The sequence below is a fragment of the Actinomadura violacea genome, assembly GCF_017573465.1.
Classification (GTDB): domain Bacteria; phylum Actinomycetota; class Actinomycetes; order Streptosporangiales; family Streptosporangiaceae; genus Spirillospora; species Spirillospora violacea.
On sequence record NZ_JAGEPF010000009.1, the window covers coordinates 325841 to 345803 of the forward strand.

Below are 19963 nucleotides of genomic sequence, written 5' to 3' on the forward strand. Positions count from 1 at the left end.
CCGGCCGGCGGGCCGGGCGGGGGCTCACGGGCGTTGGAGGGGCCGGGGGACGACGGCCGTGACCAGCAGGGCCGAGAGGTCGGTCTCGGATCCGTCCCCCATGTCCTGCACCGCCTTGGCGCCGAGGTAGCGGTACGTGCCGGGGGCCAGGATGATCTCCACGCGGCCCGGGAACCGCGCATCGCCGAAGGGCCGGGCCAGCGCGATCCCCGTCCGTCCGAGAGCGTCCTTCTCGCCGCGGGCGACGTCGACGCCGGGGATCGTCGCGAGCGTCTCGAACAGCGCCGCCCGCAGCTCGGGCGGGAGCGTCATGCGCAGCAGGCGCCCGATGCGGTCGAAGACGCGCTCGTCGCGGGAGCCCCCGTCGCCCGGGTTCTGGCCCCGGTCGTGGGCGGCGTCGGAGTACAGCCGCCCGCGGAGCGCGGCCGGGTCGACCGGCAGGGTGCGGACGTCGGCGTGCGGGCGGTGGTCGTCGGCGCCGTCCGCGGGCAGCGGGGGGCCCTTCGGGTGGTCCTTGGGATCGCAGCGGCCACCGGCCCGCTCCGGGTATCCCTCGCCCGCCGCCAGGGAGCCGTCCCGCCGGAACCAGGTCTCCGCGCACTGCCTGGTGTCCGGCCCGGTGCCCGTGCCGACGACCAGTTCCCTGGTGTAGCTGTACGCGCCCGTCCTGACCGGCGGCGCGCTGCGGGCGGTGGCCGCGGCGTCGCGCAGCACCTCGGCGGCGGCGGCCGTGGCGGACCCGTGGCCGTCCGGCGCGACGACCTGCGCGATCGTGATCGCGGCGGCGCCGGCCACCGCGGCGGCCCCGGCGAGCAGGCCCATGGCCGCCGGTTTCGGGAGGCGCGGCCGCCGGCGGCGGGCGGGGCGCGCGGCGGCGGTGAGCCGGTCGCGTCCCGCTTGCAGGGCGGCGTCCGTGGGCGGCGCGACGTCCGGCCCGGCCGCGCGCAGCATCGCCATCTCATCCATCGATGTCCTCCTCGGTGGGGTCGGCGCCGCCGAGCGCCGCGCGGAGCCGGGCGCGGCCGCGCGACAGCCGGGACCGGACGGTGCCCACGGGGATCTCCAGCGCCGCGGCCACCTCCTCGTAGCTCAGGTCGGCCCAGGCGACCAGGAGCAGCGGTTCCCGGTAGATCGCGGGCAGGCCGGCGAGCGCGCGGGCGAGCGGGCCGCGCAGCGCCTGCGCGCTCACCCGCGCCTCGCTGTCGACGGGGTCGGCCGCCGTCTCGCCGCCGAGCCGTTCCAGCAGCAGGTAGCGGGCCGTCTCGGCCTTGCGGTGCCGCGCGACGAGCCGGGTCGCGATCCCGTACAGCCAGGGCCGGGCGTCGGCGCGGGCCAGGTCGTAGCGGGCCCGCTTGCGGAAGGCGATCAGGAACGTCTCGGCCATCAGGTCGTCGGCGGCGTCGGGTCCGAGGCGGCGCGCGACGTACCGGTGGATCGCCGGCGCGTGCCGGTCGTACAGGGCGGTGAACGCCTCCGGTTCCGCGAGGGACCTGCGGATCGGCTCGGCGTCGCCCCGCGCCGTCCCCGCCGCGGGGCCCGGCCGCGCCCGGATACCGATCACCACGCGGCCGGTCGCGTCGGCGGCTCTGTCATCGGGGGGCCTCCCATGGTTCGCGGTGTCTACACCGGTTATCCCTTGGAGGCCGCTCCCGGGTTCCCGCGGAAGGCGTCAGGCGAGGTCGGCGAGGTCCTCGGGGGTGAGGTGGAGGCCGGCCGCGGCGAGGTTCTCCTCCAGGTGGGCCGGGGAGCCGGTGCCGGGGATGAGGAGGATGTTCGGGGAGCGGGCCAGCAGCCAGGCGAGGGCGACCTGCGGGACGGTCGCGCCGTGCCGGGCGGCGACGGTGTCGAGGTGGTCGGCGGTGAGCGGCTGGAAGCCGCCGACCGGGGAGAACGGGACGTAGGCGATGCCGGCTCCGGCGCAGGCGTCCACGAGCGGGTCGTCGGCGCGCAGGGAGACGTTGTACTCGTTCTGGACGCAGGCGATCGGCGCGATCGCGCGGGCCTCGGCGACCTGGGCGGATGTGACGTTGGAGACGCCGAGGTGGCGGATCAGGCCCTCGTCGCGGAGCGCGGCCAGGGTCTCCAGGGGCGCGGCGAGGGACTCCTCGGACGTCCCGAAGACGCCCATGCGCAGGTTCACGACGTCGAGGCGGTCCAGGCCGAGGGTGCGGAGGTTCGCCTCGACGGCGCGGCGCAGGCCGGACGGGGTGAGGCCGGTGTGCTCCTCGGCCGGCAGATGGACGTCGGAGCCCTCGACGAGCGCGCCGACCTTGGTGACGATCACCAGGTCGTCCGGGTAGGGGTGCAGTGCCTCGCGGATCAGCTCGTTGGCCGACACCCCGTCGTGGGAGTAGTAGTTCGAGGTGTCGAGGTGGTTCACGCCGAGTTCGACGGCGCGGTGCAGCACGGCGAGGGCGGTGTAGCGGTCGGGGCGCGGGCCGCCCGGCCAGCCCGACAGCCGCATCGCGCCGTACCCGATCCTGGCGACGTCGAGGTCGCCGCCCAGCGCCCATCGTCCGGTCATGATCGTCAGCCTAGCCTCCGGCGTCACGGCCAGCGGTACGCGGTGCCCTGCGCGGGGACGTGGTACGGCAGGTAGCACTTGGTGGTGACGTGCTCGTCCTTGCAGTCGAGGCACAGGTAGGTGCGGTGGCCGCGCAGGCCGCGGGCGCGGCCGCCGCAGGGCGGGCAGACGCAGGGCGACCAGCCGACGATGACGCGGCCGGGGACGAGGCGGTGGCCGCGGGGGCACAGGAACGGGACATGCACGACTCGAACATACTATCGAGGCATTCGGGGGTAGTGTCGGGCCGGTGAGCGCGCCCGATCCCGACGTCGTGAGGCGTGCGCAACGCGGCGACCTGATGGCGCTGGACGAGGTGCTCGACGCGCTCGCCCCGTACGTCCGGCGGCTCTGCGGGCCGATCGCGCTGCAGGACGCGCCGGACGCCGCGCAGGAGACGCTCATCGCGGTCATGCGCGGCCTGAAGACGCTGCGCGACCCCGCCGCGCTCCTCGGGTGGGTGCGGGTCATCGCCGTCCGGGAGGCGGTCCGGGCCGCCCGGCAGTCGGCGCGGGCGGTCCCGGCGGAGCCGGCGGATCTGCCCGCGCCCGGCGACCCGTCGCTGGCCGCCGACGTCCGCGACGTGCTCGACCGGCTGCCGCCCGAGCAGCGCGCCGTGCTGGTGCTGCGCGACCTGGAGGGGCTGGACGAGGAGACCGCGGCGCGGATGCTGCGGGTGCCGACGGGGACGGTCCGGTCCCGGCTGTTCCGGGCGCGGGCGCGCTTCCGGCTGAGCTGGCGCGACGAAGGGAGCCCGCCGTGACGTGGCCGCTCGGAGAGCTGGACGAGGTGCGCCGGCTGCGCGCGCTGGCCGCCGCGCTCCCCGGCGTCCTGCTGGAGGAGGCGGTCCTGCCGGCGGCGTTCGAGGACGTGTGGGCGGTGCTGGGCGACCCGGAGGGCGGGTTCCCCGGCCTGGTGCCGGACGTCCGGTCCCTGCGCGTCACCGAACGGGAGGGCGAGCGGATGCGCGCGCTGGTGCGGGGCCGTTCCGGTCTGCGCGCGCGCTTCGACATGGTGCTGCGCCCCGGCTGGTGCCTGATGCAGAGCCGTTTCCTGGTGTTCGGCATGGCGGCGGTACGGGACGGGGACGCGACGCGCTTCGCCTACATGGCCGGGTTCCGCGTCCCGGGCATGCGCTTCGCGGGGCCGGTGCTGCGCCGGGCGCTCGGTCCCGTCGTGCTGCGCCGGTTCGTCAGGCGGTTCACGCCGGAGGAGTGACGCGGATCACTGGAGTGATACGGGGGCGTCGCGTCCTCTTCCAGGCATGCACATCTACGAACTGGCGGCCGTCCTGGCCGCGACGGTCCTCGCCCTGGACGCCCTCCTGCACGTGTACTGGATGACCGGACGCACCTGGCCCGCGCGCGACGTCACCGCCCTGTCCCGCGGCCTGCTGAACGCCGACGTCCCGTTCGCTCCCCGGGTGCTGGCGCCGCTCGTCGCCGTCCTGGCGGTCGGCGCGGCGGCCGTGCTGGCGCGGGCCGGCCTGATCCTCCCCGGCCTGCCCGGGTGGCTGACGGCGGCCGGGAGCATCGCCGTCGCCGGGGGCGTCGCGCTGCGCGCGGGTGCCGGCGTCGTCTGGGCGCTCGGCGTCGGCGCCAGCCGCGATTCGGCCTTCTACAAGCTCAACCTGGCCGTCTACACACCGCTGTGCCTCCTGCTGACGGCCGCGACCCTGCGCGTGGCCGCCGCCTGACGCCGGTTCAGGTGAGGCCGGCGTCGTGGGCGAGCAGCGCGATCTGGGTGCGGTTGTCGAGGTCCAGCTTGGTGAGGATGCTCGAAACATGCGCCTTGACGGTCGCCACGCTCATGAACAGCGCGGCGCCGATCTCGGCGTTCGACCGGCCCGCCGCGATCGCGGCGACCACGTCGTTCTCGCGCGGGCTGAGCCGGCCGAGCGCGGCGCGGGCGCGCTCGTAGGCGCCGGCCTGGGTGGCGGCCCGGTCCATCAGGCGGCGGGTGATCCGCGGCGACAGGATCGGCTCGCCGGCCGCCACCCGCCGGACCGCCTCGACGATCTGCGCGGGCGGGGTGTCCTTCAGCAGGAAGCCGCTCGCCCCGGCGCGCAGCGCGTGCAGGATGTTCTCGTCGGTGTCGAACGTGGTCAGGACGATGACCTCGGGCGCGGGGTCGCGGCCGCGCAGCGCCCGGGTGGCGGTGATGCCGTCGACGCGCGGCATCCGCAGGTCCATCAGGACGACGTCGGGCGCGTGCCGGTCCGCGGCCTCCGGCACCTCGGCGCCGTCCGCCGCCTCCCCGGCGACCGAGATCCCGTGCACGCCGTCCAGCATCATCGACAGGCCGGCGCGGACGAGGGCGTCGTCGTCGACGATCAGCACGCGCAGGGGGCGGTTCACGCCGGCCATGGTAGCCAGGCGCGCAGCCGGAACTCCCCCGCGGCGATCTCGTGGTCCAGCCGGCCGCCCGCGAGCTGCACCCGCTCGGTCAGCCCGACCAGGCCCGTCCCGGTGCCGGGGGCGAGCGGGACGGCGCCGTCCGGCGCCAGCGGGTTCCGGATGTCGATCACCAGCCGGCTGCCGGGGCGCCCCTCGACCGCCACCCGCACCGGGCGGCCGGCCGCGTGCTTGCGGGCGTTCGTCAGCCCCTCCTGGACGACCCGGTACGCGGTGCGCCCGGCGGCGGCGGGCAGCGCGGCGGGCTCGACCACCTCGTCGCGCAGCTGCACGCTGCCGCCCGCGTCGCGGGACTCGGCGACGAGCGCCGGCAGGTCGGTGAGGACGGGCTGGGGGCGGTCGTCGTCGCGGGCGTCCTCGTCGCGCAGCACGCCGATCACCTCGCGCAGCTCGTCGAGGGCCTGGTGCACCCCGGCGCGCACGACCCCGGCGGCCTGCGCGAGCTTCTCCGGCGGCGCGTCCGGACGGTACTCCAGCGCGCCCGCGTAGGTGGCCAGCAGCGACAGCCGGTGGGCGAGGACGTCGTGCATCTCGCGGGCCATGCGGGTGCGCTCCAGCATCCGGGCCTCGGCGACGCGCCGCCCCTGCTCGGCCTCGGCGCGGCGGGCCCGTTCGCGCAGCGACGCGAGCAGCGCGCGGCGCGCCTGTGCGAGCGCGCCCCAGCCGACCAGCGCGCCGTAGGCCAGGGCGACGACCAGCAGCCACCAGCCGTAGGTGATGCCGCCCTCGGGCCGCCACAGCCCCTGCACCGCGTGCCCGGCGACGCCCGCCGCGCCAACGGCCAGCGCGACCGGGAACCGGCGCCGCTGCGCGACGTGCAGCGCGCCGAACGTCGCCGCGGGCGTCGCCGCCGGGGACAGCGCGGCCAGCACGCTCAGCACGAGCGTGCCCGCCACCGGCCGCCACAGGACGAGCGGCGCCAGCACGCAGGCGAGCGCCCCGGCGGCGATGTCGACGGCGAGCGCCCCCGGCGGCCCGCCGGACCGGCCCCACACCGTCAGCGCGCCGAGCGCCCCCACCGTGGCGATCACCCCGGCCGCACCGGCGGCGAGCCGCGGGTCGCGCTGCTCCACCTCGCAGGCGTTCTCGCTGTTCACGGGGTCAGCGTAAGACGGGCCCGCGCGCCGCGACACCTACCGAAGTAGGGGGTGGCCCCGGCCGGCGGACGGACTCGCCGCAGCCCCGCGCCCGATGCGCCGCGCCGCGCCGGGCGGCGATCGTTGCGGTCATGAACGAGATGACCGGAACCCGTCCCGCCGCCGGAGGCACCGCCATCCGGCGCTCCCTCACCGTCGTCGCCGCGGCCGCCGCCGCGCTCGCCGTCTGGGTGGTCGCCGACCCCGTCCTCGGAGCCGGCATGCACGCCGGCGACCAGCACGTCGGGCCCGCCATGGTGGTCGTGTCCTCGCTGGTGGCGGGGCTGGCCGGCTGGGGGCTGCTGGCCGTCATGGAGCGCCGCGCGAAGCGTCCGGCCCGCACCTGGGCGATCACCGCCGCGGTCGTCCTCGGGGTGTCGCTGACCGGCCCGCGCGCCGCGCACGGCGGCACCTTCGCGGCGCTGACCGCGATGCACCTGGTCGTCGGCGTCATCGTGATCGTCGGCCTGGCCGCCACCGCGCGCGGCCGGGGCCGGGCGAGCGGCCAGGGCTAGGAGACCTGCTTCAGCGTGTAGCAGTAGTTCGACTGGCCCTTGAAGTAGTGCCGGGCGCGGGGGTCGTCGTACCGCCAGCGGCATCCCGCGTCGAGCTGCGCCTTCGACATCAGCTGCGCGGCGCGCTTGTGCGCCACGCAGTACGCGCCCGGCGCCGGAGTGGTCCGGTACTCCTCCCACTCCCAGCCGAGCTTCGCGCAGTACGCCGAGAAATGGCCGGGCCCCAGCTCGACCCGCTGGTAGGACGGGCTCGCCGACGGCCCGCCGGACGGCTTCTTCGACGGCGCCGGACGCGACGTCGCCGCGCTCGGGCCCGCACCGGGGCTCCGGCTCGCGGTCGTGCTCGGCGACCCGCTCCCCGGCACCGCGGCGTGCCCCGCCTCCGCCGTACCGCCCTGGCCCGCGGCCGTGCCCGCCGTCCCCTGCGGCGTCGCGTGCGGGCCGCCGCCGCCCGTGTCGCCGTCCGCCAACTGCACGATCCCGAACACGGCGGCGCCCGCGACGACCGCGGCGCCCGCGCCCGCCAGCACGCCCGCACGCCTCCGGTTGCGCCGCCGCTCCCGCGGCAGCGTCGACACGTCCGCCGCAGCCTCACCCTGCACCGGCACAGGCGCCGGGCTGCGCGGCGGACCGGGCGCGCCGACGCCGCCGGGAGACGTCTGCTGCGACCGGCGGACGAGCCGGTCCAGCACGTTCTGCGCCGTCGGACGCCGCGCCGGGTCCTTCGCGAAGCACTCGGCGAGCAGCCCGCGCAGCGGCTCCTCGACGCCGTCCAGGCGCGGCGGCTCGTGCGCGATCCGGTTCATCACGACCGGGATGGACTCGTTCCCGAACGGCGGACGCCCCGTCGCCGCGAACACCATCGTCGACGCCCACGCGAACACGTCCACCGCCGGCCCGAGCTCGCCCGGCTGGAGCTGCTCGGGCGCCATGTACGCGGGCGTCCCGACGGCGCGGCTCACCACGGTCTGCGCGCCCGACAGCGCCCGCGATATGCCGAAGTCGATGACGCGCGGGCCGTCCGCGCCGATCAGCACGTTGTGCGGCTTGAAGTCGCGGTGCACCACCCCGGCGTCGTGCAGCGCGACCAGCGCCGTCGCCGTCGCGATCGCCAGCCGGTCCAGGGCGCTGCCCGACCGCGGCCCGCCGTCCCGGACGACGGCGCTCAGCGGCGGCCCGTCGACGTACTCGCTGACGATGAAGCGCCGGGTGCCGAACGCCCCCGAGTCCAGCACCTGGGCGGTGCAGAACCGGGCGACCTGCTTGGCGGCCTCCAGCTCCCGGGCGAAGGTGCCGACCGCGCCCGGGTCGCCGGTGAGCTGCGCGTGGAACAGCTTCACCGCGACGCGGTCGCCCCCGCCCTCGGGGACGGCGGCGTAGACGACGCCCTGGCCGCCCTCCCCGATCCGCCCGGTGACCCGGTAGCCGCCGAGCCGCCGCGGGTCGGTGGGTTCGAGGGGGTGAAGGTCCGGCACACCCGCACTATAACGACGGCGACGCCGGGTTTTCCCGGGGTTGACAACGTCTGTCCGGCACCTTCCGCGCCCCCTCTCCAGCGCCCGTACGGCGGGCCCTCAGTGGTCCCGATGGGTGAGCATGTGCGCCACCGACCGCAGCTCCCCGGCGGCCGCCGGGACCGGGCCGGCCGCGTCCAGCTCGGTGAGGGCGCTCGCGACCAGCGCGTCCGCCTCCGCCGCCGCCCACGCGCGCCCGCCCGCCGCCTCGATCAGCGCCGCGGCGCGGGCCGGCTCGTCGCCGGCGAGCGCCCGGCGCCGCAGGTACAGCGCCGCCAGCTCCTCCCCCGCCGGCGTCCCCGACGTCAGCGCCGCCACCACCGGCAGCGACTTCTTGCGGTTGCGCAGATCGGAGTGGACGGGCTTGCCGGTGACCTCCGGGTCGCCCCAGATGCCCAGCAGGTCGTCCACCAGCTGGAACGCCAGGCCGAGCCGCTCGCCGAACGCCCGGTACCGCGCCGCGCGCCCGGCGCCGCCCCCGTACAGGGCGCCGAGCGCGCACGCGCCGCCGAGCAGCGCACCGGTCTTCCCGCCCGCCATCGCCAGGCACTCGGCGAGCGTGACGTCGGCGCGGTCCTCGAACGCGGTGTCGGCGCTCTGCCCCTCCACCAGCTCCAGGACCGCGCGGCTCAGCACCCGGACCGCGCCCGAAGGATCCGGGGACGGCGCCTCCGCGAGCGCCTCGTAGGCGCCGGCGAGCAGCGCGTCCCCGGCCAGGATCGCGGCGCTGACCCCGAACACCGTCCACGCGGTGGGCCGGTGCCGGCGGGTGCGGTCGCCGTCCATGACGTCGTCGTGCAGCAGCGAGAAGTTGTGCGTCAGCTCGACCGCGACGGCGGCGGGCAGGGCGGCGGCCGCCGTCCCGCCGGCCGCCTCCGCCGCCAGCAGCACCAGCGCCGGGCGGACGGCCTTGCCGCCCGCCCCCGCCGCGGCCCGGCCCGCCTCGTCGCGCCAGCCGAAGTGGAACTCGGCGATGCCGCGCATCGAACCGGGCATCGCCCCGATCACCGACCGCATCGCGGGCTCCACCAGTCCCCGGCTCCACGCCAGGATCTCGGCGGCGGACCGGGCGGACGTCTCCACCGACATGCCCCGTCCCCCCGTCAGCGCCCGATCTCGACGTTCTCCAGGACGCCGAGCGCGTCGGGCACCAGCACGGCGGCCGAGTAGTAGGCGCTGACCAGGTAGGACATGATCGCCCTGTCGTCGATGCCGGTGAAGCGCACCGACAGGCCCGGCTGCACCTCGTCGGGGATCCCGGTGCGCCGCAGGCCGATGACGCCCTGGTCGTCCTCGCCCGTCCGCATCGCGATGATCGACGTGGTGCCGGTCGGGGTGACCGGGATCTTGTCGCACGGGTAGATCGGGACGCCGCGCCACGCCTGGATGCGCCGCCCGCCCTCGATCTCGGCGGTGCCCGGGTACACGCCGCGCCGGGTGCACTCGCGGCCGAACGCGGCGATCGCCCTCGGGTGGGCGAGGTAGAAGCGGGTCTTGCGGCGCCGGGCGAGCAGCTCGTCCATGTCGTCGGGGGTGGGCGGGCCGCCGCGGGTCTGGATCCGGTGCCGCAGGTCGGCGTTGTGCAGCAGGCCGAAGTCGCGGTTGTTGACCAGCTCGTGCTCCTGCCGCTCCCGGATCTCCTCGATGGTGAGGCGGAGCTGCTGCTCGACCTGGTCCATCGGCTCGTTGTAGAGGTCGGCGACGCGGGTGTGGACGCGCAGCAGCGTCTGCGTGACGCTCATCTCGTACTCGCGGGGCGAGGCCTCGTAGTCGACGAACGTGCCGGGCAGCGCAGGCTCGCCCTCGTGCCCGGACGCCAGGTCGATCGCGGCCTCGCCGTGCCGGGTCTGCGGCGGCTTCGGCGCGTTGCGGTACTCCTCCAGGCGGGCGCGCAGCGTCTCCGACCGCTCGGTGACCTCCACGATCGCGGCCGGGGACAGCGTCAGCACGATCGTCGGGGTGAGGGCCCGGAAGGTGTGCGGCCAGGTGCCGGCGTCGCCGAGCAGGGCGTCGTCGCCGAAGAAGTCGCCGCCGTCGCGGATCCCGACCTGCGTCTCGCCGCCGTACTCGCCGGTCCCGGTCTCGGCGACCTTGCCGTGCGCGATGAGGTGGACGCGGTCGAGCGGGTCGCCGGCGGCGGCGATGGTGTCGCCGGGCGCGTACTCGGTCTGGGTGAACCGGCCGGCGACCGCGTCCAGCACCATCGGGTCCAGGCCGCTGAGCTGCGGCAGCTCAGCCAGCTCGCCGGGGATGACGCGGACGGCGGCGCCGTCGTTGACGAACGTGACGCGCCCGTCGCCGAGCTCGTAGGTGAGCCGCCGGTTCACCCGGTAGGAGCCGGCGTCCGCCCGCACCCACGGCAGCAGGGTCAGCAGCCACCGCGGGGTGATGCCCTGCATCTGCGGCACGGACTTGGTGGTCGTCGCGAGATTGCGCGCTGCCCGCGTGCTCAGGGCCAGCTGCGGGTCGGTCATGTGCCGCTACCTCCGGGGATGGCTGGTTGTGCCTCGTTGTGCCGGTCCGGTGCGGGGCGCACCGGCCGGAAGGGTGGGCGGGCCGCCGCCGCGCCGGGTCCGGGCGGGCCGGACGGAGCGCGGAACCCGGCGGCGGATGCCGGCGGCGGGGCGGGGCCGGTGCCGCCGGGCGGCGCGTACCGGCCGGTCGTCGTGGACCAGCGCAGGTCGCCGGCCGTCCAGTCGCGCATCGCGCGGACGTACCGGGCGAGGCCGTCGCGGGCGGCGGCGTCCAGCCCGGACTCGGCGGCGAGGATCGGCAGCTCGCTCGCGGCGGTCCGCTCGAACTGCCGGACGCGCGCCTCGACGAGGTCGGCGACGATGTCGGCGGCCTGCTGCGTCCCGCAGCCGAGGAACCGCTCGACGGCCACGACCGCGTTGTGGTGCTCGCCCTCCGGCCCGATCTCCTTGGGGTAGGAGAGCAGGTCGTTGCGGAGCCCGGCGATGTCGGCGAACGTGTCGTGCAGCGCCTGCATCGGCGTGGCCGCGAGGACGTCCGGCGGCAGCCCGCCCGCGTGGGCGTGCCGCAGCAGCGCGGCGGTGAACGCGGCGCCGCTCGTCCGGCGGCGCATCTCGATGTAGTCGACCGGGTCGGGCACGCGGTTGTGGACGAGCCCCGCCAGCTCCCACAGCCAGCTGTCGGTGAGCTCCCGCAGTGCCGCGTCGAGCCCGGCGCGCTCGTCCTCGGTCATGGCGGCGGCGGTGCGGGCCCGCAGGTCGGCGAGGCCCCGCTCCACCGGGTCGGACGGTTCGTGCCCGCCGGGCGGGTCGAGCAGCCGGGCCGTGTACGCGCGGGCGCCGAGCAGGTCGCGGGGCCGCTTGAACCGTGCGGCGAAGAGGTCGTCGAAGAAGAACCGCCACAGGTGCCAGTCGGCGATCAGCTCGAGCTCGGGCCCGGGTGCGCCGGGATGGGTGAGCGCGGCGAACAGGGCGTAGTCGGCGGCGTCGAACGCCTCCGGCGTCCACGTGCCGGGGACGGCGCCGTCCAGCATGCCCGTTCCGCGCGCCCACTCCGCGGTGTGCGCGCGGAGCCCGGCGATCCGGGGGTTGAGCAGCGGCTCGTACGGCAGGGAGAACTCGGGCGGCCGGAACCCCCCGCCGCCGGGCGGCGGCCCGGGCGGGCGCGTCAGCGACCGGATCCGCACGGCAGAGGTGCCGAGCCCGAGCAGCCCGGCGATCTCCGGCAGGCCCGACAGCCCGCGCCGCGGCACCGCCCCCTGGTTCATGTACCGGCTGGACCGCAGGTGCCACTGCTGCCCGCCGGACTGCCAGTCCTGCAGGCCCCGCGCGTAGCGCAGCACGTCGCGGCGCTCCGCCGGGCTCAGCCCGTGCTCAGCGAACAGGGCGGGCAGCTCGGTGACGGCGGTGTGCTCGAACTGCTGCATCCGGGACGTCAGCAGGTCGTTGGTGATCTCCGCGGCGCGCTGCGGATCGGTCCCGAAGAACCGCTCCATCACCAGGACGCCGTTGTTGACCTCGCCTTCGCTCTCGGTCTCCCGCTGGTAGGAGAAGATGTCGTTGCGCAGGTGGACGGCGTCGGAGAACGCGTCCTTCAGCACCCGCAGCGGGCGCGTCCCGGCGACCCGCGCCGGCACCTCGGCGGCCGCCGCGACCTCGACGAGGTCCGCCGACCAGGGCGCGCCGCCGACCTTGCGGCGCATCTGCACGTAGTCGACCGGGTTCGGGACGCGCGCCTCGTCGATGTTCGCCAGCTCCCACGCCGACTCCTGCAGCAGGTTGCGGGTGCTCTCGGCGAACCGGGCCCGCCATTCCTGCGACATGAGCGGGACGGTCCGCTCCCACAGGTCGGCGAGGCCCCGCTCGACCGGGTTCGCCGGCTCGGGGGGCGGCGGACCCCCCGCCTTCACCGGCATGAAGGCGGGGAGCCGCGCGAGGTACTCCTTGGCGCCCGCGAGGTCGCGGGGCCGCTTGTACCGCTCGAGGAAGTGGTCGTCGAAGTAGAACACCCACACGTACCAGTCGTTCACCAGGTCCAGGACGGGACCGGGCGCGTCCGGGTGCGTGTACGCGGTGAGCAGCGCGTAGTCGTGCGCGTCGTACTCGTCCTCGTCCCAGACCTCGGGCCCCGTCGGGTCGGGGCCGAGGATCCCCATGGCGTGCGCCCAGCGGCGGGAGTGCTCGCGGGCCGCCTCGGCATGGGGGTTCAGCCGCGCGGGGTGCGGCATGTAGAACTCGGGGAGTTCGAACGGCTGCACTACGCCGCACCACCGTGCGCGATCTCGACGGACTCCAGCATGCCGAGCGCGTCCGGGACCAGGACGGCCGCCGAGTAGTAGCAGCTGACCAGGTAGTTGATGAGCGCCTTGTCGTCGATGCCCATGTACCGGACGGACAGGCCCGGCTGGTACTCGTCGGGCAGCCCGGTCCGGTGCAGGCCGATGACGCCCTGCGTCGCCTCGCCGGTGCGCATCAGCAGGATCGAGCTGGTCCGGGTCCTGCTGACCGGGATCTTGTTGCAGGGGAAGATCGGGACGCCGCGCCAGCCCGGCACCTTGTGGCCGCCGACGTCGACGCTGTCGGGGTAGACGCCGCGGGCGCTGCACTCGCGACCGAACGCCGCGATCGCCTTCGGGTGGGCGAGGAAGAACGCCGGGTCCTTCCAGACGAGGGTGAGCAGGTCGTCCATGTCGTCGGGGGTCGGCGGGCCGGACCGGGTGTGGACGCGCTGCGTCAGGTCGGTGTTGTGCAGCAGCCCGAAGTCCCGGTTGTTGACCAGCTCGTGCTCCTGCCGCTCGCGCAGCGCCTCGACGGTCAGCCGGAGCTGCTGCTCCACCTGGTCCATCGGCTCGTTGTAGAGGTCGGCGACGCGGGTGTGGACGCGCAGCACCGTCTGCGCGACGCTCAGCTCGTACTCGCGCGGGGAGCCCTCGTAGTCGACGAACGTGCCGGGCAGCACCGGCTCGCCCTCGTGCCCGGACGCCAGGTCGATCGCGGCCTCGCCGTGCGCGTTGCTCGCCCGGTCCGGGCTCGCCCGGTAGGCGTCCAGGTGCTCGCGCAGCGAGGCGGACTGGCCGAGCGTCTCCTGGAAGTCGCTCTCGCTCATGCTGAGGACGGTGACGGCGGTCAGCGCCTTGACGGTGGTGTCCCAGGTCGCCGGCTCCGCGCCCTCCTCGGTGCCGAGCAGGGCCCGCTCGCCGAAGAAGTCGCCGTCGGCGAGGGTGCCGTGCACGGCCTCCGCGCCGTACTCGCCGGCCCCGATCCTGCTGAGCTTGCCGTGCACGACCAGCACGACCCGGTCGACCGGCCGGCCCTCCTCGACGACGACGTCGCCGGGCTCGTACTCCTGCTGGGTGAACCGGCCCGCGAGGGCGTCCAGGGCGAGGTCGTCGTCGTAGCCGCGCAGCGGCGGCAGCTCGCCCAGCTCGCGCGGGATGACCCGCACGTCGGCGCCGGTCGTCACGAACGTCACGCGCCCGTCGCCGACCGTGTAGGTGAGCCGCCGGTTGACGCGGTAGGCGCCGCCGTGCGCCTCCACCCACGGCAGCAGCTTCAGAAGCCACCGGGAGGTGATCCCCTGCATCTGGGGGACGGACTTGGTCGTGGTCGCCAGGTTCCGTGCCGCAGATGTACTGAGGCTCAACTGCTCTTCCGTCACGTCCGCACCACCGATTCGTCGTGGGTCTGCCATGAATGAACCAACGGAGACGCTACCCACGGTAATCGAACGGGCGCAACGAGCTATATGTTCGCCTTCCGGCCACACAAGTCACACCGCCGGGCGATAGCCCGGCGCGAACCCCCGCCGGGCGGCACCGCGGGGCGGGGGCCGGCCGGCCCGCCGGCGGCGCGGCGACGACCAGCGCTTTTTACCGTCCGTGGAGGTTTCGTCGCAGGTCAGCGAGGTGGGACGTGACCGGAATCACGCTGTGCGGCGGCCCGGGCAGGGAAACCGTGACCGCATCCTGGTGTTGGTTCTGATGCAGACCGGACGCGGGACGGACGCGCCCGGACCGAAGACGGAGGGAGGCCCCCGGTGACCACCGTGTGGACCGCACTGGCACTCGAGACGACCGCCGCGCTCGTGATCGCGGGTTCGCTGGCGGGCTGGGCCCGCCGGCACTTCGCCCGCTGACGCCCGCGGCCCCCGCCCTTACGGCGCGGGGGTCAGCGTTCCGCCCCGGAGCCCACGGGTTCCGGGGCGTTCTCCATCCCGACCCGCTCGATCGGCACGTTCGCCGTCTCCTTGATCATCAGGATCGGCACCAGCGCCACCGCCGCCGCGATCATGATGTAGTACGCCGGGATGTAGTTGCTGCCCGTCACGTCGATGAGCGACCCGACGAGCACCGCCGCCGTCCCGCCGAAGATCGACGTCGAGATGTTGTAGCCGATCGCGAACGCGCCGTACCGCACCTTCGTCGGGAACATCGCGGGGAACGTCGCGCCGATCACCGCGAGCATCAGCACCAGCAGCGCGCCGATGATCGCGTAGCCGAGGCCGACGCCGAGCCAGTTGTTCGTCTGCATCAGCGCGAACGCGGGCCAGCTCAGCAGCAGGAACCCGACCGCCGCGATGGCCAGCACCGGCTTGCGGCCGATCCGGTCGGACAGGTGCCCGGTCGGCAGGATCACCGCCATCATCGCGGCCTCCACCCCGATGGTGATCAGCTGCGACGTCACGCTGCCGAGGTGCAGGAAGTCGACCAGGTAGGACGGCATGAAGGTGAGCAGCGTGTAGTCCGCGACGTTCAGCAGGAACACGATCCCGATCAGCATCAGGATGATCTTCCAGTAGTGCTCCAGCGTCTCCTTCAGCGGCGACCGCGCCTTCTTGCCCGCCGCCTCCATCCGCTGGAACGTCGGGGTGTCCTCGATCCGCGTCCGCACGTACAGCCCGACGGCGCCGAGCGGCAGCGCGATCAGGAACGGGATCCGCCAGCCCCAGGCGTGCATCGCCGAGTCCCCGACCGCGAGGTTCACCAGCAGCACGAGCCCGGCGCCCAGGATGTAGCCGGTCAGCGTGCCGAACTCCAGGAAGCTGCCGAAGTAGCCGCGCCGGTTCGTCGGCGCGTACTCGGCGATCATCGTGGCGGCGCCGCCGTACTCGCCGCCCGTGGAGAACCCCTGGACGAGCCGCACCGCCAGCAGCAGCAGCGGCGCCGCGACCCCGATCGCGTGGTAGCCGGGCAGGATGCCGATGACGAACGTGGAGCCCGACATCAGGATGATCGTGGTGGCGAGCACCCGCTTGCGGCCGAGCTTGTCGCCCATCGGGCCGAAGAACATCCCGCCGAACGGGCGGGCCAGGAACGCCGCGGCGATCAGCGCGAACGAGCGCAGCGTCGCGCTGCCGGCGCTGCCCTCGGGGAAGAACTTGGTGCCGATGATCGAGGTCATCACCCCGGCGCTGAACACCCCGAAGTCGAACCACTCGATGCAGTTGCCCATCGCGGACGCGATGACGGCCTTGTGCACCGCCCCGAGGTCGACGTCCTCCTTCGCGGCGTGGTCGCCCCCCTGCGCCGTCTCCGTCCCCGCCGATTCCGCGGGCTCGGGACCGGACTCTGCGTTCATCCGCACCTCCCGGCCTTCCCTCTGCCCGAAGATCGGCGGAGTTAACGCCCGGTTTTGCGGTGCGATGACTCGGGGCGGGCCCCCGGTCAGCCCTTGCGGGCGTTCCGGGCGGTGTCCTCGTCGGCCTCGTCGGCCGCGGGCCCCTTCCGCACGGCTCCGGACTTCGCGGCCTCGGGCCCGTCCGCGCCGGCGTCCTTCGCGGCGTCCGCCGCTCCGGCGTCCGTGTCAGGGTCGAGGGCGGGGCCCGAGCCGTCGCCGAGGGTGTCGCCCGGGTCGCCGCCGAGCAGCTCGTCGGTCAGCTCCGGGAGCGCCGCGGTGCGGGTCGGGTCGTCCTCCGCGAGGTCCTCGTCGTCCTCCGGGATGGCCACCAGCGCCTGCGTCTCCTGCGCGCCCCGGCTGATCACGCCGCTGGCGAGGACGGTGTTGCGGTGCCGCAGCGCGCCGTTCTCGCGGAGCAGGTCGTCGACCTCGGCGCGGGCCCGCGCGATCCGCCGGGTCAGCCGGACGTGCACGAGGAAGCCGCCCGCGGCGAGCCCGATCACGAAGCCGGCGACGGGGAGCCCGACCAGCGCCGGCGCGAGCGTGGCGACCAGCGCCACGATGACCAGCCCGACGACCACCGCAAGTGCGCCAAAGTGCTGCTCCATCCAGTCCAGGACGGCGTTGACGCGCTTGGGAATCCTCACTCGGCTTCTCCTCCACTCGGCTCGGGACGGGCCGCTGCGCCCGGGGCAGGGGCATTTGAGGGCAACGATCGGCCGGCACCGCCGTGTTCCGGCGCTGCCGCGTTCAGGCGGCGCGGCCGGGGAGCGGCCCGGGAGTCGGCGCCGCCCGCGGGCCGTTGCGGGAACGCCGCCGGGCTCGCGGCCGGAGGCCACGGGTGCGCGCCACCGGCGGCGGCGCCGTCGCGCCGTCCGGGCGCCGCCCGCCCCCGCGCGGGTTCGGCGGGCGGGGACTCCGAAAACCTTAACAGCATGTGACGACGGAGCCGTACCGGAGCCCCGCGGTCACGCGGCGTGGCCGGCCGGTCCGCGCGGCGCGCCGCACGGCCGGGCCGGGGCCGCCGCGCCGCCCGTCCGGGATGCGAGCACGCCCCCGCGCCGAATATCGTCAGTGGATATGAGCGAACACTTTGACGTCGTGGTCCTGGGCGCGGGCCCGGGCGGATATGTCGCCGCGATCCGGTCGGCGCAGCTCGGGCTGAAGACGGCGATCATCGAGGAGAGGTACTGGGGCGGGGTCTGCCTGAACGTCGGCTGCATCCCCTCGAAGTCACTGCTGCGCAACGCCGAGCTGGCGCACGTCTTCACCCAGGAGCAGAAGACCTACGGGATCACGGTCGAGGGCAGCGTTTCCTTCGACTACGGCGTGGCCTACGAGCGCAGCCGGCAGGTGTCGGACAAGTTCGTCAAGGGCGTCCAGTTCCTGATGAAGAAGAACAAGGTCGCCTCCTATGAGGGGCGCGGGACGTTCACCGACGCGAACACCCTGCAGGTGGCCAAGGCCGACGGCTCGTCCGAGACCATCACCTTCGACAACTGCATCATCGCCGCGGGCGCGCACACCAAGCTGCTGCCCGGCACGTCGCTGTCGGAGCGGGTCGTCACCTACGAGGAGCAGATCCTCAGCTCCGAGCTGCCGGGAAGCATCGTCATCGCCGGCGCGGGCGCCATCGGCGTCGAGTTCGCCTACGTCCTGCACAACTACGGCGTCAAGGTCACGATCGTCGAGTTCCTCGACCGGATGGTCCCGAACGAGGACGTCGACGTGTCCAAGGAGCTGGCCAAGCGGTACCGCAAGCTCGGCATCGACGTGCTGACCTCCACCCGGGTCGACGGCATCGACGACTCCGGCGACAAGGTCAAGGTGACCGTCACCGGCAAGGACGGCGCGCAGCAGGTCATCGAGACCGACAAGGTGCTGCAGGCGATCGGCTTCCAGCCGAACGTGGACGGCTACGGCCTCGACAAGACCGGCGTGCGGCTCACCGAGCGCGGCGCGATCGACGTGGACGGCCGCTGCCGCACGTCCGTCCCGCACATCTACGCGATCGGCGACGTCACCGCCAAGCTGATGCTCGCGCACGCCGCCGAGTCCATGGGCATCGTCGCCGCCGAGACCATCGCGGGCGCCGAGACCATGGAACTCGAGTACGTGATGATCCCCCGCGCCACCTACTGCCGGCCGCAGATCGCCTCGTTCGGCTGGACGGAGGCGCAGGCGCGCGAGCAGGGCTTCGACGTCAAGGTCGCCAAGTTCCCCTACAGCGTCAACGGCAAGGCCGTCGGCATGGGGGAGGGCGACGGGTTCGCCAAGGTGATCAGCGACGCGAAGTACGGCGAGATCCTCGGCGCCCACCTGATCGGCCCCGAGGTGACCGAGCTGCTGCCCGAGTTGACCCTCGCCCAGCAGTGGGACCTCACCGTCCACGAGGTCGCCCGGAACGTGCACGCGCACCCGACCCTGGGCGAGGCCATCAAGGAGGCCGTGCACGGCCTCGCCGGCCACATGATCAACCTCTGATCCGATCCGGCGTGCCCGCCCGCCGCGGACGGGCACGCCGCGTCGCGTCCCACCTCCCAGGGGCCTGCCTCCCCGCGTCCCGCCGCCCGGTCACCGCAGCACGGACCGGGCGAGCCGGACGATCCCTTCCCTGACGCGCTCCTCTCCCAGTTCGGGCAGCAGCGCCGCCACATGCTCCGCGGACAGCGCCGCGAGCACCGCGTGCGCGGTGTACTCGGGGTCCTCCGCGCCCGCGGCCAGGATCGCCACGTGGCGGTGCCAGAACCGGTACGCGCCGATCCGGTACCGCGCGCCCGGCGCCGCGGTCTCCGACATCCGCACGAGCGCCAGGTGCTCCAGCAGGTAGTCGAGATACGCCCCGGCGAACGCGGCCAGGCGCTCCTCCTCCCCCGCTCCGGGGCCGAGCGGCGGCGGCCCGTGCAGGATCGCCTCCTGCAGCACGCGCTCCCGCGCGTCCAGGAGGGCGGCGGCCAGTCCCGCCTTGTCGCCGAACCGCCGGAACAGCGTCCCCTTGCCGACGCCGGCCTCCGCCGCCACCTGGTCCATCGACACCGCCTCGACGCCCCGCTCGGCGAACAGCCGCCCGGCCGCCTCCAGCACGGCGGCCCGGTTGCGGGCGGCGTCGGAGCGCTCCTTGGGCGGCGGGGTGCGCAGCAGTTCCAGCGGCATTGCAGAAGCGGACTGCGGTCCGGTATCGTCTCGGGACATAACCGGACTATAGTCCGTCTTATCTGGAGGCACAGCCATGACCGCACTCATCGGCCGCGACGACCTCAAGGCCGCGATCGACGCCGGCACCGTCACCGTCCTCGACGCGCTCGGCGGCGACTATTACGCCAAGCAGCACCTGCCCGGCGCCGTCCCGCTCGTCGCGGCGGACGTCGACGCGCAGGCGCCCGCCCTGCTGCCCGACCGGGCCGCCGCGATCGTCACCTACTGCTCCAACCCGGCCTGCCCCAACAGCGGCCAGGTCGCCGACCGGCTCACCGCGCTCGGCTACACCAACGTCCGCAAGTACCGCGAGGGCATCGAGGACTGGGTGTCCGCCGGGCTCCCCACCGAGTCCGCCTGACCCGCCCCCGCGCGGGCCGGGCGGGCCCACCGCCCGGCCCGCGCGGCGGCACCCCGCGACCGTCGCGAACGCGTCACTTAGAGTGAGCACATGGGGGGAACCGAAGAGGGCCGGCTGATCGAGACCGCGACGCGGATCTTCGCCGAACTCGGGTACGACGGGACGTCGCTGCAGATGA

General features: G+C 74.8%; 20 protein-coding genes. 6 read left to right on the forward strand and 14 right to left on the reverse strand.

Annotation, left to right across the window (positions count from 1 at the left end):
- Window positions 1-24 precede the first annotated feature (24 nt).
- The 4 genes from J4709_RS16370 to J4709_RS16385 form a co-directional block, all read right to left on the reverse strand.
- Window positions 25-966 (reverse strand): CU044_5270 family protein, encoded by a 942-nt coding sequence (locus J4709_RS16370; protein WP_208241519.1) that lies wholly within the window; start codon window positions 964-966, stop codon window positions 25-27.
- The gene (locus tag J4709_RS16375) at window positions 959-1561 is read right to left on the reverse strand and encodes an RNA polymerase sigma factor (RefSeq protein ID WP_307801293.1); all 603 of its coding nucleotides are present in this window, start codon (window positions 1559-1561) and stop codon (window positions 959-961) included. The genes J4709_RS16370 and J4709_RS16375 overlap by 8 nt, the downstream gene beginning before the upstream one ends.
- 108 nt (window positions 1562-1669) lie before the next feature.
- Window positions 1670-2524 carry an oxidoreductase gene (locus J4709_RS16380; RefSeq protein ID WP_208241520.1) on the reverse strand — a complete coding sequence of 285 codons (855 nt, stop codon included), beginning with the start codon at window positions 2522-2524 and terminating at the stop codon, window positions 1670-1672.
- A gap of 23 nt (window positions 2525-2547) precedes the next feature.
- Window positions 2548-2769 (reverse strand): hypothetical protein, encoded by a 222-nt coding sequence (locus J4709_RS16385; RefSeq protein WP_173099154.1) that lies wholly within the window; start codon window positions 2767-2769, stop codon window positions 2548-2550.
- Window positions 2770-2813: 44 nt separating this feature from the next.
- Here J4709_RS16385 and J4709_RS16390 point away from each other — a divergent pair, with 44 nt between their 5' ends.
- The 3 genes from J4709_RS16390 to J4709_RS16400 are packed head-to-tail and all read left to right on the forward strand — an operon-like array spanning window position 2814 to window position 4259.
- On the forward strand, window positions 2814-3326 hold the full coding sequence (locus J4709_RS16390) for an RNA polymerase sigma factor (RefSeq protein WP_208241521.1): 513 nt from the start codon (window positions 2814-2816) through the stop codon (window positions 3324-3326).
- A complete protein-coding gene (locus tag J4709_RS16395; RefSeq protein ID WP_208241523.1) occupies window positions 3323-3781 on the forward strand; it encodes a hypothetical protein in 459 nt (152 codons plus the stop codon). Before J4709_RS16390 ends, J4709_RS16395 begins: the two co-directional genes overlap by 4 nt.
- 46 nt (window positions 3782-3827) lie before the next feature.
- The gene (locus J4709_RS16400; RefSeq protein WP_208241525.1) at window positions 3828-4259 is read left to right on the forward strand and encodes a DUF3995 domain-containing protein; all 432 of its coding nucleotides are present in this window, start codon (window positions 3828-3830) and stop codon (window positions 4257-4259) included.
- Between the two features lie 7 nt (window positions 4260-4266).
- On the opposite strand, the gene J4709_RS16405 is transcribed toward J4709_RS16400, so the two are convergent.
- Both J4709_RS16405 and J4709_RS55590 read right to left on the reverse strand, forming a co-directional pair.
- Complete coding sequence (locus J4709_RS16405; protein WP_208241527.1) at window positions 4267-4929, reverse strand: response regulator transcription factor; 663 nt, start codon at window positions 4927-4929, stop codon at window positions 4267-4269.
- Window positions 4917-6074, reverse strand: coding sequence for a sensor histidine kinase (locus J4709_RS55590; RefSeq protein ID WP_208241529.1), 1158 nt, complete (start codon window positions 6072-6074; stop codon window positions 4917-4919). Before J4709_RS55590 ends, J4709_RS16405 begins: the two co-directional genes overlap by 13 nt.
- A gap of 131 nt (window positions 6075-6205) precedes the next feature.
- On the opposite strand from J4709_RS55590, the gene J4709_RS16415 reads away from it, so the two are divergent.
- Window positions 6206-6628, forward strand: a complete 423-nt coding sequence (locus J4709_RS16415) for a DUF6069 family protein (protein ID WP_232383540.1) — start codon at window positions 6206-6208, stop codon at window positions 6626-6628.
- Here J4709_RS16415 and J4709_RS16420 read toward each other — a convergent pair.
- The 7 genes from J4709_RS16420 to J4709_RS16450 form a co-directional block, all read right to left on the reverse strand.
- Complete coding sequence (locus tag J4709_RS16420) at window positions 6625-8103, reverse strand: serine/threonine protein kinase (protein WP_208241530.1); 1479 nt, start codon at window positions 8101-8103, stop codon at window positions 6625-6627. The genes J4709_RS16415 and J4709_RS16420 overlap by 4 nt on opposite strands.
- Window positions 8104-8202: 99 nt before the next feature.
- Window positions 8203-9231, reverse strand: coding sequence for a family 2 encapsulin nanocompartment cargo protein polyprenyl transferase (locus tag J4709_RS16425; RefSeq protein WP_208241531.1), 1029 nt, complete (start codon window positions 9229-9231; stop codon window positions 8203-8205).
- Between the two features lie 14 nt (window positions 9232-9245).
- Entirely contained in the window at window positions 9246-10616 is a 1371-nt protein-coding gene (locus J4709_RS16430) for a family 2B encapsulin nanocompartment shell protein (RefSeq protein WP_208241532.1), read from the reverse strand.
- On the reverse strand, window positions 10613-12871 hold the full coding sequence (locus J4709_RS16435) for a terpene synthase family protein (protein ID WP_208241533.1): 2259 nt from the start codon (window positions 12869-12871) through the stop codon (window positions 10613-10615). Before J4709_RS16435 ends, J4709_RS16430 begins: the two co-directional genes overlap by 4 nt.
- A complete protein-coding gene (locus J4709_RS16440; RefSeq protein ID WP_208241534.1) occupies window positions 12871-14304 on the reverse strand; it encodes a family 2B encapsulin nanocompartment shell protein in 1434 nt (477 codons plus the stop codon). Before J4709_RS16440 ends, J4709_RS16435 begins: the two co-directional genes overlap by 1 nt.
- A 476-nt stretch (window positions 14305-14780) precedes the next feature.
- Entirely contained in the window at window positions 14781-16190 is a 1410-nt protein-coding gene (locus tag J4709_RS16445) for an MFS transporter (protein ID WP_208241536.1), read from the reverse strand.
- Between the two features lie 86 nt (window positions 16191-16276).
- Complete coding sequence (locus J4709_RS16450) at window positions 16277-16876, reverse strand: hypothetical protein (RefSeq protein ID WP_208241538.1); 600 nt, start codon at window positions 16874-16876, stop codon at window positions 16277-16279.
- 433 nt (window positions 16877-17309) lie between these two features.
- On the opposite strand from J4709_RS16450, the gene lpdA reads away from it, so the two are divergent.
- Entirely contained in the window at window positions 17310-18713 is a 1404-nt protein-coding gene (gene lpdA / locus J4709_RS16455) for a dihydrolipoyl dehydrogenase (protein ID WP_208241540.1), read from the forward strand.
- 90 nt (window positions 18714-18803) lie between these two features.
- On the opposite strand, the gene J4709_RS16460 is transcribed toward lpdA, so the two are convergent.
- Window positions 18804-19421, reverse strand: coding sequence for a TetR/AcrR family transcriptional regulator (locus J4709_RS16460; protein ID WP_232383541.1), 618 nt, complete (start codon window positions 19419-19421; stop codon window positions 18804-18806).
- A gap of 37 nt (window positions 19422-19458) precedes the next feature.
- On the opposite strand from J4709_RS16460, the gene J4709_RS16465 reads away from it, so the two are divergent.
- Window positions 19459-19785 (forward strand): rhodanese-like domain-containing protein, encoded by a 327-nt coding sequence (locus tag J4709_RS16465; protein ID WP_208241542.1) that lies wholly within the window; start codon window positions 19459-19461, stop codon window positions 19783-19785.
- The last annotated feature ends 178 nt before the right edge of the window (window positions 19786-19963 follow it).

What these genes read in the sequence shown, in the direction of transcription:
- J4709_RS16370 (WP_208241519.1), bottom strand. Translation starts at nt 966, where the DNA reads ATGGATGAGATGGCGATGCTGCGCGCGGCCGGGCCGGACGTCGCGCCG.
- J4709_RS16380 (WP_208241520.1), bottom strand. Translation starts at nt 2,524, where the DNA reads ATGACCGGACGATGGGCGCTGGGCGGCGACCTCGACGTCGCCAGGATC.
- J4709_RS16400 (WP_208241525.1), top strand. Translation starts at nt 3,828, where the DNA reads ATGCACATCTACGAACTGGCGGCCGTCCTGGCCGCGACGGTCCTCGCC.
- J4709_RS16405 (WP_208241527.1), bottom strand. Translation starts at nt 4,929, where the DNA reads ATGGCCGGCGTGAACCGCCCCCTGCGCGTGCTGATCGTCGACGACGAC.
- J4709_RS16415 (WP_232383540.1), top strand. Translation starts at nt 6,206, where the DNA reads ATGAACGAGATGACCGGAACCCGTCCCGCCGCCGGAGGCACCGCCATC.
- J4709_RS16425 (WP_208241531.1), bottom strand. Translation starts at nt 9,231, where the DNA reads ATGTCGGTGGAGACGTCCGCCCGGTCCGCCGCCGAGATCCTGGCGTGG.
- J4709_RS16430 (WP_208241532.1), bottom strand. Translation starts at nt 10,616, where the DNA reads ATGACCGACCCGCAGCTGGCCCTGAGCACGCGGGCAGCGCGCAATCTC.
- J4709_RS16440 (WP_208241534.1), bottom strand. Translation starts at nt 14,304, where the DNA reads ATGGCAGACCCACGACGAATCGGTGGTGCGGACGTGACGGAAGAGCAG.
- J4709_RS16445 (WP_208241536.1), bottom strand. Translation starts at nt 16,190, where the DNA reads ATGAACGCAGAGTCCGGTCCCGAGCCCGCGGAATCGGCGGGGACGGAG.
- lpdA (WP_208241540.1), top strand. Translation starts at nt 17,310, where the DNA reads ATGAGCGAACACTTTGACGTCGTGGTCCTGGGCGCGGGCCCGGGCGGA.
- J4709_RS16460 (WP_232383541.1), bottom strand. Translation starts at nt 19,421, where the DNA reads ATGTCCCGAGACGATACCGGACCGCAGTCCGCTTCTGCAATGCCGCTG.
- J4709_RS16465 (WP_208241542.1), top strand. Translation starts at nt 19,459, where the DNA reads ATGACCGCACTCATCGGCCGCGACGACCTCAAGGCCGCGATCGACGCC.